10 protein-coding genes are annotated in these 12,380 nt (G+C 72.2%); 3 read left to right on the top strand and 7 right to left on the bottom strand.

What is annotated here, in order from left to right; genetic code table 11:
* Nucleotides 1-96: 96 nt before the first annotated feature.
* From SM793_RS35020 to SM793_RS35030, 3 genes are all read right to left on the bottom strand, one after another.
* On the bottom strand, nucleotides 97-750 hold the full coding sequence (locus SM793_RS35020; RefSeq protein WP_320442378.1) for a carbonic anhydrase: 654 nt from the start codon (nucleotides 748-750) through the stop codon (nucleotides 97-99).
* A 151-nt stretch (nucleotides 751-901) separates the two neighbouring features.
* Nucleotides 902-1,645, bottom strand: a complete 744-nt coding sequence (locus SM793_RS35025; RefSeq protein WP_320442379.1) for an anti-sigma factor domain-containing protein — start codon at nucleotides 1,643-1,645, stop codon at nucleotides 902-904.
* Nucleotides 1,642-2,226, bottom strand: coding sequence for a sigma-70 family RNA polymerase sigma factor (locus SM793_RS35030; RefSeq protein ID WP_320442380.1), 585 nt, complete (start codon nucleotides 2,224-2,226; stop codon nucleotides 1,642-1,644). Before SM793_RS35030 ends, SM793_RS35025 begins: the two co-directional genes overlap by 4 nt.
* 403 nt (nucleotides 2,227-2,629) lie before the next feature.
* On the opposite strand from SM793_RS35030, the gene SM793_RS35035 reads away from it, so the two are divergent.
* Nucleotides 2,630-3,172: an EF-hand domain-containing protein gene (locus SM793_RS35035; RefSeq protein WP_320442381.1), complete on the top strand. Its 543-nt coding sequence runs from the start codon at nucleotides 2,630-2,632 to the stop codon at nucleotides 3,170-3,172.
* 163 nt (nucleotides 3,173-3,335) lie between these two features.
* On the opposite strand, the gene SM793_RS35040 is transcribed toward SM793_RS35035, so the two are convergent.
* Together SM793_RS35040 and SM793_RS35045 are read right to left on the bottom strand one after the other, a co-directional pair.
* Complete coding sequence (locus SM793_RS35040; RefSeq protein ID WP_320442382.1) at nucleotides 3,336-4,367, bottom strand: hemolysin family protein; 1,032 nt, start codon at nucleotides 4,365-4,367, stop codon at nucleotides 3,336-3,338.
* Nucleotides 4,364-5,719 carry a hemolysin family protein gene (locus SM793_RS35045; RefSeq protein ID WP_320442383.1) on the bottom strand — a complete coding sequence of 452 codons (1,356 nt, stop codon included), beginning with the start codon at nucleotides 5,717-5,719 and terminating at the stop codon, nucleotides 4,364-4,366. Before SM793_RS35045 ends, SM793_RS35040 begins: the two co-directional genes overlap by 4 nt.
* A 329-nt stretch (nucleotides 5,720-6,048) precedes the next feature.
* Here SM793_RS35045 and SM793_RS35050 point away from each other — a divergent pair, with 329 nt between their 5' ends.
* Nucleotides 6,049-7,182, top strand: a complete 1,134-nt coding sequence (locus SM793_RS35050; RefSeq protein WP_320442384.1) for a phospholipase — start codon at nucleotides 6,049-6,051, stop codon at nucleotides 7,180-7,182.
* A 153-nt stretch (nucleotides 7,183-7,335) separates the two neighbouring features.
* The gene (locus SM793_RS35055) at nucleotides 7,336-7,863 is read left to right on the top strand and encodes a GtrA family protein (protein WP_320442385.1); all 528 of its coding nucleotides are present in this window, start codon (nucleotides 7,336-7,338) and stop codon (nucleotides 7,861-7,863) included.
* Nucleotides 7,864-7,910: 47 nt separating this feature from the next.
* Here the strand turns inward: SM793_RS35055 and SM793_RS35060 are convergent, their stop codons facing one another.
* Both SM793_RS35060 and dnaE read right to left on the bottom strand, forming a co-directional pair.
* Entirely contained in the window at nucleotides 7,911-8,561 is a 651-nt protein-coding gene (locus SM793_RS35060) for a LysE family translocator (protein ID WP_320442386.1), read from the bottom strand.
* A gap of 154 nt (nucleotides 8,562-8,715) precedes the next feature.
* Nucleotides 8,716-12,273, bottom strand: coding sequence for a DNA polymerase III subunit alpha (gene dnaE, locus SM793_RS35065; protein ID WP_320442387.1), 3,558 nt, complete (start codon nucleotides 12,271-12,273; stop codon nucleotides 8,716-8,718).
* Nucleotides 12,274-12,380: the final 107 nt, after the last annotated feature.

Here is a 12,380-nt window from a genome sequence, read left to right on the forward strand (position 1 = left end):
CCCCCCGCCGGGGGGGGGGCCGGGCGGGGGGTCCCCCCCCCCCCCCCCCCCCCCCCCCCCCACCTCCATGCCTCACTCGGGGTCTCACCCGGGGTCTCACCCGGGGTCGACGGCTGCCGCGCCGGCCGCCACGTCCACGTCGCGGCCCGTGACCAGGCGGGCGGTGCCGTCGGCCAGGCGGTAGGACAGGCCGACCACGGCGGTACTGCCCTCGGCGACCGCCTCGGAGAGGCAGCGGGAGCGCTCCAGCAGCAGGTCCACGGTGTGCCGGACGTGCTCGGCGATGAAGTCCGCGTCCTCGGTGTGCCCGGCGGCGTTGGCGGCCAGCACGCTCGGGGTCACCCGTTCGACGACATCCCGCACGTAGCCGCGCACCGTGGTGCCGGCCGCGACGGCGGCCCGGGTGGCGGCGACGGCCCCGCAGGAGTCGTGGCCCAGCACCACCACCAGGGGGCAGCCGAGCACACTGACCCCGTACTCGATGCTGCCCAGCACCTCCGGCCCCGTGACGTGGCCCGCGGTGCGCACCACGAACATGTCGCCGAGCCCCTGGTCGAAGATGATCTCGGCGGCGAGGCGGGAGTCGGAGCAGCCGAACAGCACCGCGAACGGCGCCTGGGCGGGCGCGGTCTCGGTCCGGCGGGCGGCGTCCTGGTTCGGGTGCTCGGGTATCCCGGTGACGAACCGGTGGTTGCCGGCCAGCAGCGTCTCGAGGGCTTCCCGGGGCGTCAGAGCCTGTGTGTCGGTCATGGCCGCAGACTATGACCTCCCCGGCCGCGCGGCGTGGGCGGTACCGCCCACCGGGTCGTGGACGGAAGAAGCGCCGCGGCGCCGGACGGCCTGCCGGCCGGACCCTTCGGGAGGCCCGGGGAGCCCGGGGAGCCCGTGGACCCCGGAGGAGTCAGGTGAGCGGCAGCAGCATCAGGGGCCGCCCGGTGGGAAGGGCCGAGCCGCCGGACGGCTCCTCGGTCACACCGACCCCGACGGCGCCGTCGACACGGCCGGTGAGCAGCAGCTGCCCGTCGCCCGCGGGCAGCAGTCCGGCCGGGCGCATCGTGCCGCTGTCGCTGAACCAGAGCTGGTAGGTCCGCCCCGGGGGCAGGACGGGCATGCCCGCGACGAGGAACGCCGCCTGTCCGCGAGCGGCCGACCAGACCACCGTGGCGACGGCCGCGCCGGAGGCCGCGGTGGAGGTGCGGGCGTCCGAGGCGGTCAGCAGGCCGCTGACGGTGGCCTGCTCTTCGCGCTGGCGGTCGGCCCGGGCCTCGGCCCGGCCGGCCCGGTCGTGCTGCTGCACGGCGAGGGCGCCCAGGGCCGCCGCCAGGGCCAGGCACGCGGCCACCGCCGTCCGGGGCCATCGCGGCGCCGGTCGCGACACGCGCCGGAGCCGGCCTGCGGTCGCGGTCGGCGGCGGGAGCTGGCGGATCCCGCCGAGGCCGGCCAGCACCCGGGCCTTGAGCGCGGGAGGCGGCTCCACCGACTCGGCGGCCCCGAGCCGGGCGGCGGTCGCCTCGAACTCGGCCACCTCCTGCGCGCAGGCCGGGCACCGGGCGAGGTGCCGCTCGAACGCGGCCCGCTCCTGCTCGGACAGGGCGTGCACGGCGTACGCACCGGTGAGGGTGTGCAGGTCGGGTGCCGCGTTCATGAACCAACCCCCAAGCAGTCGCGCAGGCGGATCAGACCGTCCCGCATCCGGGTCTTGACGGTGCCGAGCGGGGTGCCCAGGACCTCGGCGACCTCGGCATAGGTGTACCCCCGGTAGTACGCCAGGGTGACCGATTCACGCTGGAGCCGGGTCAGCGATTCGAGGCACCGGCGGACCTGCTCACGCTCCAGCCGGCCCTCGACCTGCTCGGCGACCTCGTCGAACGCGGGCGTGTGCGAGCGCGCGGCCACCTTCTGCTCCCGGTCGGACGCCGCCTGCGCCGTCCGCACCCGGTCCACCGCCCGCCGGTGGGCCATCGTCAGCACCCACGCCATCACCTCGCCGCGCTCCGGCTCGTACCGGGCGGCCGTGCGCCACAGCTCGAACATCACCTCCTGGGCGACCTCCTCCGACTGCGCCGGATCCCGCAGCACCCGCCGGACCAGACCCAGTATCGGTCCGGCCACCGCGTCGTACAGCCGGGAGAACGCCTCCTGGTCGCCGAGTGCCGTCCTGGCGACCAGGTCCTTCAGATCCGGGCCCCGGTACCGAGGGCCGGACAGGTACACGACGGCGGTCACCGGCCCGTCCCCCCGCGACCGGCGGCACTCCTGGCCACGATCGACAACCGGGGCCTGCCGCCGGGTCGGCAGCTGCGCATGAAGACCTCCTGGGTCCGGTGGGAAGACGCTCGACCGTATTCGAGGCCGCCGGGCCGGCGGATTGCCCCGTGGCTGCTTCGATTTCGCGGCTTCGACATCGCGGCTTCGACATCGCTGCGCACGGGGCCCGGAGGCCCTGTCCCGGGACGGGGCCGGACCGTCCGGGCGTTCGGCTTAGCACACCCGAGTCGCCACGGGGCAGCTGTGCCGGGAATCACCGGCTCTTTCGCCGAAGTCCGCCTTGGCCGTGCGCCGCACCCTTACAGTCGCCAGCCTGTCGCCACACGTGATGGCGCAACGGCTCGCACAGGGAGGCCCGTTCATGGCCAACGAGTTCCAGCGGCGCAAGCTCCGCAACGTCTTCGCCGCATTCGACACCGACGGGGACGGCTGCCTCCGGCAGAACGACTTCCAGGCCCTGGCGGAGCGGTGGGGCCGACTGCCGGCCGTCCAGCGGGACGCGGAACTGGGCGTCAGGGTCGAGGCGTTGATGCTGGGCTGGTGGGACCACCTGCTGACGGTCGCGGACAGCAACCACGACGGCAAGGTCGACATGGAGGAGTTCCTGGTCCTCGTCGATCGCCTCCCCGCCCTGCGCGAGGTGGTCACGGCCACCGCCGACACCGTCTTCGACGCGGTCGACGAGAACGGTGACGGCCGCATCTCGCGCGCCGAGCACAGCCGCCTCGTCGACATCTGGCACGGCCGGACGGTGCCGACCGACGACGTCTTCGACCTGCTCGACCTGGACGGCGACGGCTACCTCAGTCGACCCGAATTCGCCCTCCTGTGGGAGCAGTTCTGGATCAGCGCCGACCCGTCCGACCCCGGCAACGCGATGTGCGGCCGCATCCCGGAGCAGTGACCCGGCACCCGTCCGGACGGGGCACTGACGACCGCCACCGAGGCTGTCCTCGACGGTGACGAGCCGGCGGCGGGCACACCGGGAGGTGCGCCCGCCGGGCATGGCCTTGGGCTTCACGGGTGCCACGGCCCGTGCTGTCCGAACGGGCCCCGGTGGTGGGGTGTCAGCGGGCTCCGGTGGTGGGGGCCGGGCCGACCAGTTCCTTGAGGACGTCCTCCATGGTGACCAGGCCCAGGGGGGTGCCGTCGGCCGTGATCGCGGCCGCGAGGTGGGTGCCGGAGCGGCGCATCGCGGTCAGCACGTCGTCGAGGGGCATCGCCTCCGGGACGCGGGCGATCGGGCGGAGCGTGCCGGGCGGGAACGGCCGGTCGCGGGTGCCGTCGTGCTCGAGCGCGTCCTTGATGTGCAGGTAGCCGTCCACCCGCTGGTCCGGGCCGAGCACGGGGAAGCGCGAGTAGCCGGTGCGGGCGGCGAGCTGCTCCAGCTGCGCCGGCGTGGTGTCGGGGTCGGCGAAGACGATCCGCTCGCGCGGGGTGACGACCTCGGAGACGGGTCGGGAGCCCAGCTCCAGGGCGTCGTGCAGCAGCTCGGTGTCCCGGGCGCTGAGCAGTTCCGCGTCCGAGGAGTCCTTGACCATCCGGGCGAGCTCGTCCTCGGTGAACACCGAGGCCACCTCGTCCTTGGGCTCGACCCTGAGCAGGCGCAGGATCCGGTTGGCGAAGCCGTTGATCGAGAAGACGACCGGCCGCACCGCCCGGCAGGTGGCCACCAGCGGCGGCACCAGCAGCAGGGCGGCCCGCTCGGGCGCGGCGAGCGCGAGGTTCTTCGGGATCATCTCGCCGAGCAGCATGTGCAGATAGGTCGCCGTCCCCAGGGCGATGACGAAGGCGACCGGGTGGATCAGTCCCTCCGGCACGCCCAGGCTGTGGAACGGCGGCTCCAGCAGGTGGGCGATGGCGGGTTCGGCGACCATGCCGAGCACCAGCGAGGAGACGGTGATGCCGAGCTGGGCGGTGGCCAGCATGGCGGAGACGTGCTCCAGGCCCCAGATGACGGTGCGGGCCCGGCGGTCACCGGCCTCGGCGAGAGGTTCGACCTGGCTGCGTCGCACCGAGATGAGGGCGAACTCGCCGCCGACGAAGAAGGCGTTGGCCACGATGGTGAGCAGGCCGATGATCAGTTGGACGGCAATCATCGGTTCCGCTCCTGGTGCTCGGGGCGGTCGTCGTCGGGGGAGGCGGCGGGTTCGGGGCCGGTGATCCGCACCCGTTCGGCGACGTGGTGGGCGACGGCGCCGACCTCCAGCGTCCAGCCGTCGACCTCGACGGCGTCGCCGACCCGCGGGATCCGGCCGAGCCGCTCGGCGATCAGGCCGGCCAGCGTCTCGTACGGCCCCTCGGGCACCGGCATGCCGATGGCTTCGAGTTCGTCGGTGCGGGTGATGCCGTCGGAGTCCCACCCGTGCCGGCCGTCGTCGGTGGTGCCGAGGTCGACCAGGTCGGGGGTCCCGGTGGGGTCGTGCTCGTCGCGGACCTCGCCGACGACCTCCTCGACGATGTCCTCCAGGGTGACGATGCCGGCGGTGCCGCCGTACTCGTCGATGACCACGGCGAGGGTCTCCTCGCCGCGCATCCGGTCGAGCAGGCGGTCGACGGTGAGGGTCTCGGGGACCAGCATCGGCTCGGTCATCAGCGCCGAGACCCGCCGGCTCGCCCGCCGCTCCACGGGCACGCCGAGGGCGTCCTTGATGTGGACGGTGCCGACCACGTGGTCGAGGCTGTCCCGGTAGACCGGGAAGCGGGACAGGCCGGTGGCCCGGGTGAGGTCGGCGACGTCGGCCGCGGTGGCGTGCTCCGCCAGGGCCCGGACGTCCACCCGGGGCTTCATGACGTTCTCCGCCGTCAGCTCGCGCAGGTTGAGCGAGCGGATGAACAGCTCGGCCGTGTCGGGCTCCATGACGCCCTCGCGGGCGGAGTGCCGGGCGAGCGCGACGAGTTCCTGCGGGGTGCGGGCGGAGGCGAGGTGCTCGGCCGGCTCCAGGCCGAACCGTCGAACGACGCGGTTGGCGGTGTTGTTCAGGTGGCCGATGAACGGCGCGAACGCGGCCGAGAACCAGTACTGCGGGGCGGCCACCACCTTGGCGACGGCCAGGGGCCGGGAGATGGCCCAGTTCTTGGGCACGAGTTCGCCGGCGACCATCAGTACGACGGTCGACAGCAGCACGCCGAGGACGAGTGAGCCGGTCTCGGTGGCGGCCTCGGGCAGGCCGGTGGCCTCCAGTGGGCCGCGGAGCAGCGCGGCCACCGAGGGCTGCGCGACCATGCCGATCACCAGGCTGGTGATGGTGATGCCCAGTTGGGCACCGGAGAGCTGGAAGGTGAGTCGCCGGACGGCCTTGAGCGCGGTCGCGGCGCCCCGCTCACCGGCCTCGGCCGCCCGTTCGACGGCGGCGCGCTCCACGGTGGTGAGGGAGAACTCGGCGGCGACGAACAGGGCGCAGGCCGCGGTCAGGAGCAGGGCCAGGACCAGCAGGAGCACCTCGCTCACCGGGTCACCCCCGCCCCGGTCCGGGCCGCACGAGGGGCAGGGGGCGGGCAGGGAACAGCTGGATGGTGACTGGGAGGCTCGTCCATCGCGAGGTCCGCGACTCCTTCTACGGCAGAGGGTGATCAGTTCTACAGAAGTGTAAAGGAATGGCAAATCAGTGCCGCGCGAGGGCCGGGCCGCTTCGGCCTGACGGCCCGTGCGGCCACCGCCGCATTCTCCGCCGAACCCGCCGTTCACCGTACGTCGACGCACGGTTGGTGATTCGATTGACGGGGGGCGGACAAAGACAAGTACCGACGAAGGACGAGAGACGAGAAGGGAGCGACCTCGTGACGGTGACTCACCGCGACGCCCGCTCGCATGACGCCCGCCTGCGCGACGCCCGCCGACGTGACACCCGCCGACGCGGAGCCCGCCGACGTGACACCCGCCGACGCGGAGCCCGCCGAGGCGAAGGCCGCCCGCGCGGCGCCCGCCTGCGGATGCTGCCCGCCCTGGTGGCGGCGCTGTGCGGGATCCTCGGGACCACCGCGCTCGCGTCCCCCGCGCGGGCCGCCGACGCGCAGGCGTCCCCCGCGCAGGCAGCCGACGCGCGCCGACCGGTCTACGCCATCGCGCACCGGGTGGACACCCTCAACGGGGTGGACGCCGCGATCGGCCACGGGGCCAACGCCATCGAGATCGACGTCTGCGCCTGGTGGAACCCGAACGAGTGGCGCGCCTGGCACGACTGTTCCTCGGCCGGCGAGAACCGCCTCGGGCCCAGCTTCGACAGCATGCTGGACCGCATCCTCTCCCACGCCGCCGCGGGCCGCCGGCTGTCGCTGGTCTGGCTGGACATCAAGGACCCGAACTACTGCGGAGAGGCGCCCAACCGCACCTGCAGCGTCGCCGGCCTGCGCGACAAGGCCCAGCGGCTGACGGCCGCCGGGATCCAGGTGCTCTACGGCTTCTACGAGTACCACGGCGGCAGCACCCCGGACGTCGGCGGCCGGGGCTGGCAGAGCCTGGCGGGCCGGCTCGGCCCGCTGGAGGGCATCACCACGACCGGCACCCGCGACCAGGTGCTTGGCGCCTTCGACCGCTCCGGCTCCGGATTCCCGGCCGGCCGCCGGGCGATGGACTACGGGGACAGCGACATCACCAAGGGCTTCGGCAACTGCACCGAGGCCACCTGGAACACCTGCGCCGAACTCAGGAAGGGCGCCGCCGACCGGGCGGCCGGCCGGCTCGCGGCCACCTTCTCCTGGACGACCACCTACAACGACCCGTGGTACGTCGACAAGCTCCTCGGCGACGCCCAGGTGGACGGCATCATCGCCGGCTACGGCGCCTTCACCGGGGTGCGGGAGTACGACGGCGGCTGGCAGTGCGCCAACGCCGTCAACCTCGTCCGCGACTGGGTCGGCCGCCACGGCGGCACCCACCGGATGGCGAACAGCGGCGACCGGCTGTTCCGGTAGGACGCGTCTCCTTCACGCATGGTGCCACAGTGGCGCCAGATTGACTGGACATGGCGCCATGGAGTGCGCCATGCTGATGCCAAGGGGAAACGCGCTCCCGGCCCGGGGTCGGGAGCGCGCGTTCCGGGGGGCGGGAACCGAAGGGGGCGGGTCATGGCGGCAGGGCGGCGCGGGAAGCGGGCGGAGGTCGGGGGCCTCGTGGCTTTCGCCCGCTTCGTGGTCTGCGGCGGCGGCGTGGGGGTGGCCGCGAGCTTCGCCGTGGCGGCCCTGGCCGCATGGCTCCCGCAGGTCCCCTGGGTCCTGGTCAACGCGCTGGTCACCGTGGTCTCCACGCTGCTCGCGACCGAGCTGCACGCCCGCTTCACCTTCGGCGCGGGCGGCCACGCGACCTGGCGGCAGCACGTCCAGTCGGCCGGGTCGGCCGCGGCGGCGTACGCGGTGACCTGCTCGGCCGTGCTCGTCCTGCACCAGGTGGCCGCGCGGCCCGGCGCGGTGGCCGAGCAGGCCGTCTACCTCTCGGCCTCCGCACTGGCGGGCGTCGCCCGGTTCGCCGTGCTGCGCCTGGTCGTGTTCGCGCGCACCCGATCGGGTGCCGCCACGGTGGCCCGCCCGCTGGACGTGACCGTCGTCCGTACCTCGACCGTGGCCGCCGGCCCCGCGGGACTCTGCCGCGCCGCCTGAGCTGTGCCGCCTGAGCAGTACCGCGCAGTGCGGTCAGCGGTCAGCGGTCAGCGCAGGGCGACCGCCGCGCCCGAACGCTCGGTGGCGATCCGGACGGCGAAGCCGGCCAGCGCGGTGCCCACCACGTAGCGGTGCACGCGCTGCCAGAGCGGGTGCCGGGAGAAGAACCCGGCGACCGAGCCGGCCGTGACGATGAAGAAGGCGTTGCCCGCGACCCCGACCACGATCAGGGTCAGCCCCAGCACCACGCCCTGCAGGCCGACGTGGCCGCGCGACGGGTCGACGAACTGCGGCAGCAGCGAGATGTAGAGGATCGCCACCTTGGGGTTGAGCAGGCAGGTGAGCAGGCCCATCAGGAAGAGCTTGCGGGGCCCGTCGTGCGGCAGCTCCTGGGCCGCGAACGCGGACCGCCCGCCCGGCCGGACGGCCTTCCAGGCGAGCCACAGCAGGTAGCCGGCCCCGGCCAGCTTGACCGCCAGGTAGATCTCCGGCACCAGCGCGAAGACGGTGGCGATCCCGGCGGACACCGCGATCAGGTAGACCAGGAAGCCGAGGGCGACCCCGGCCAGCGAGGTCAGCCCGGCCCGGCGGCCCTGGGCGATGGAGCGGGAGACCAGGTAGATCATGTTCGGTCCCGGCGTCATCACCATGCCGAGCTCCACCAGTGCGATTCCCGCGATTGCTCCCAGCCCGACCACAGCGCTACCCCCCCCGTACGTACGTTCGTCGGGAGGGAACCTAGCAGGTCACGGCGGGGCAGGGCGGGGCAGGGGCAGGGGCGGGGGCAGGGACATGACGAGGCGGGCCGGTGGTGGTCACCGGCCCGCCCCGCCGTCCCGCCGTCGGGCCCCGTCAGCGGACGCTGGTGCCCATCCAGGAGCGGTTGCCGAGCAGGGTCTTGACGTCGGAGGCGAAGCCGTTGTCGGGGTTCACCTGGAAGCCCAGCTCGTAGAGGGTGTCCTTGTCCCAGCCGGTGGTGAGCAGGCGGACGGGGACGTCGCCGGGGTGGGCCTGGAGGGCGAGTTTGAGCTCGGCGACGACCCCGGGGGTGACCCGGGCGGCCGGGACGGTGATCTGGACCGGGGGCTTGGTGCCGAGTTCGGCGGAGGAGACGTCGAGGGTGGTGAGTTCCTGCCCGAAGATGCTCAGCGAGCCGTCGCGCTCGTTGAGGCGGCCCCGGACCGAGACCACGTTGTCCTCGATCATCTGATCGGCCATCAGATTGTAGGTGGCGGGGAAGAAGAGCACCTCGACCGAGCCGTCGCGGTCGGCGACGGTGATGATCGCCCAGGCGTTCCCGGCCTTGTTGATCCGGCGGTCCACGGCCGTGATGAGGCCGGAGAGGCGGACCTCGCCCTCGGTGCGGCCCGAGCCGAGGAGGTCGGCGATCGAGGTGTCCCGGTTCTGGGAGAGGATGTGCTCGGCGCCGTCGAGCGGGTGGCTGGAGACGTAGAGGCCGAGCATCTCCCGCTCCAGGGAGAGCAGTTGGCGGCGCGGCCATTCGCGGTCGGTGAGCTGGAAGTCCAGCCCGATGCCGCCGCCCTCCTCGGCGTCGAGGGCGCCGAAGAGGTCGTCCTGGCCGATCGCCTGCTGCTTCTTGAGCCCGGTGACGGCGTCGATCGCGCTCTCGTGCACGGTGCTCAGCGAGAGCCGGGTGTGCCCGAGCGAGTCGAACGCGCCCGCCTTGACCAGGGAGTCGACGGTGCGCTTGTTGCATACCACCAGCTCGACCTTGTCCAGGAAGTCCGGGAACGAGGTGTACTTGCCCTTCTCCGCCCGGGTGGCCACCAGCGACTCGATGACCGGGACGCCGACGTTGCGGACCGCTTTCAGGCCGAAGCGGACGTCGCTGCCGACGGCGGTGAAGTCGACCACCGACTCGTTGACGTCGGGGGAGAGGATCCGGATGCCCATCTGCCGGCACTCGGCCAGGTAGATCGCCATCTTGTCCTTGTCGTCGGCGACCGACGTGAGCAGGGCGGCCATGTACTCGGCGGGGTAGTTGGCCTTGAGGTAGGCGGTCTGGTAGGACACCAGTCCGTAGGCGGCGGAGTGCGATTTGTTGAAGGCGTAGCCGGCGAACGGGACCAGGACGTCCCAGACGGCCTGGATGGCCTCGTCGGAGTAGCCGCGCTCCTTGCAGCCCGCGTGGAAGGGGACGAACTCCTTCTCCAGCACCTCCTTCTTCTTCTTGCCCATCGCCCGGCGCAGCAGGTCGGCCTGTCCGAGCGAGTACCCGGCGAGCACCTGGGCCGCTCGCTGGACCTGCTCCTGGTAGACGATGAGGCCGTAGGTGGGGCCGAGGACGTCGGCGAGCGGCTCCTCCAGCTCGGGGTGGATCGGGATGATCTCCTGCTGGGCGTTCTTGCGCAGCGCGTAGTTGGTGTGCGAGTTCATGCCCATCGGGCCGGGCCGGTAGAGCGCGGAGACGGCGGAGATGTCGGCGAACTCGGTGGGCTTCATCAGCTTGAGCAGGGCGCGCATGGGGCCGCCGTCGAGCTGGAACACGCCGAGGGTGTCGCCCCGGGCCAGCAGCTGGTAGGTGGTGGGGTCGTCGATCGGGATCTTCTCGATGTCGACGTCCACGCCGCGGTTGGCCTTGACGATCTTGATGCAGTGATCGATGATGCCCAGGTTCCGCAGCCCCAGGAAGTCCATCTTGATCAGGCCCATGGCTTCGCACGACGGGTAGTCGAAGCCGGTGATGATCACGCCGTCCTTGTCCCGCATGTGCAGCGGGATGAGGTCGAGCAGGGGTGTCGAGGAGAGGATGACGGCGGCGGCGTGCACGCCGGTGCCGCGGATCAGGCCCTCGATGCCCAGACCGGTGTCGATGATCTTCTTGACATCGGGCTCGTTCTCGTACAGCGAGCGGATCTCGGTGCCCTCGTTGTACCGGGGGTGCTTGTCGTTGAAGAGGTCCGCCAGCGGGACGCCCTTGCCCATGACGTCCGGCGGCATCGCCTTGGTGATCCGGTCGCCCATGGCGAACGGGTAGCCGAGGATGCGGTTGGCGTCCTTGACGGCGGCCTTGGCCTTGATCGTGCCGAAGGTGTTGACCTGGGCGGTGTAGGCGGAGCCGTACTTGTCGGTGACGTAGCGCACCATCTGGTCGCGCTGGCGGTCGTCGAAGTCGATGTCGACGTCCGGGGGGTTGATGCGCTCGGGGTTCAGGAACCGCTCGAACAGCAGGTCGTGCTCCAGCGGGTCCAGCTCGGTGATCCGGGTCAGGTAGGAGACCATCGAGCCGGCCGCCGAGCCTCGGCCCGGGCCGACCGGGATGCCGTTGTCCCGGGCGTACTGGCAGATGTCGGCGACCACGAGGAAGTAGGCGTCGAAGCCCATCGGGGAGATGACGCCCATCTCCAGTTCGACCCGGTCCAGCACCTCCTGGCCCGGGTTGTCGCCGTAGCGGTGCTGGAGCCCGGCGGCGATCTTCTGGCGCAGGAACGACGCCTGGGTCTCGCCCTCGGGGACGTCGAACTGCGGCATCCGGTCGACGTAGGTGAACACCTCGTCGTACGACTCGACCCGCTCCGCGATGGCCAGCGTGTTGTCGCAGGCCTCCGGCAGCTCGCGGAAGAGCTCGCGCATCTCCTCGGCGGTCTTCACGTAGTAGCCCGACCCGTTGAACTTGAACCGGTTCGGGTCGTCCTTGTTCTTGCCCACGCCGACGCAGAGCAGGCTGTCGTGGGCGTCCGCCTGGTCGGCGGTGACGTAGTGCGAGTCGTTGGTGGCCAGCAGCGGGATGTTCAGGTCCTTGGCCAGGCGCAGCAGGTCGTCGCGCACGTCCCGCTCGATGGACAGGCCGTGGTCCATCAGCTCCAGGAAGTAGTTCTCCCTGCCGAAGATGTCCTGGTAGGCGCCGGCCGCCTTGACGGCCTCCTCGTACTGCCCGAGCCGCAGCCGGGTCTGCACCTCGCCGGACGGGCAGCCGGTGGTGGCGATGATGCCGGTGGCGTTGGCGGCGATCAGCTCGCGGTCCATCCGGGGCTTCATGTAGTAGCCCTCCATCGACGCGAGCGAGGAGAGCTTGAAGAGGTTCCGCAGGCCGGTCGCGTTCTGTGCCCACATGGTCATGTGGGTGTAGCGGCCGCCGCCGGAGACGTCCTTGCCGCCCTCGCCGTCCGCGCTGGTCGGCCGCTGGCCGCCGGGCGACCAGAACACCTGCTTCTTGTGGAAGCGCGAGGACGGGGCGACGTACGCCTCGATGCCGATGATCGGCTTGACGCCGGTCTTGGCGGCGGCGTGGAAGAACTCGTAGGCGCCGAACATGTTGCCGTGGTCGCTCATGGCGATGGCGGGCATACCCTGTCTCTCCGCCTCGGCGAAGAGCTTGCCGTTCTTCGCGGCCCCGTCCAGCATCGAGTACTCCGTGTGGACGTGCAGGTGCGCGAAGCTGTCGGACACGGCGCTGGACTCCTCGGGCGGGACGGCGGGACTGGCAAGCGGTCCAGGGTAGTCGGTCGGGGGGGGGGGGGGGGGGGGGGGGGGGGGGGGGGGGGGGGGGGGGGGGG

The organism is Kitasatospora purpeofusca (genome assembly GCF_034043715.1).
Taxonomy (GTDB): Bacteria; Actinomycetota; Actinomycetes; order Streptomycetales; family Streptomycetaceae; genus Kitasatospora; species Kitasatospora purpeofusca_A.

Bases quoted from the DNA above. Each gene is read 5' to 3' on its own strand.
- SM793_RS35020 (WP_320442378.1), bottom strand. From the start codon at position 750: ATGACCGACACACAGGCTCTGACGCCCCGGGAAGCCCTCGAGACGCTG.
- SM793_RS35025 (WP_320442379.1), bottom strand. From the start codon at position 1,645: ATGAACGCGGCACCCGACCTGCACACCCTCACCGGTGCGTACGCCGTG.
- SM793_RS35035 (WP_320442381.1), top strand. From the start codon at position 2,630: ATGGCCAACGAGTTCCAGCGGCGCAAGCTCCGCAACGTCTTCGCCGCA.
- SM793_RS35040 (WP_320442382.1), bottom strand. From the start codon at position 4,367: ATGATTGCCGTCCAACTGATCATCGGCCTGCTCACCATCGTGGCCAAC.
- SM793_RS35055 (WP_320442385.1), top strand. From the start codon at position 7,336: ATGGCGGCAGGGCGGCGCGGGAAGCGGGCGGAGGTCGGGGGCCTCGTG.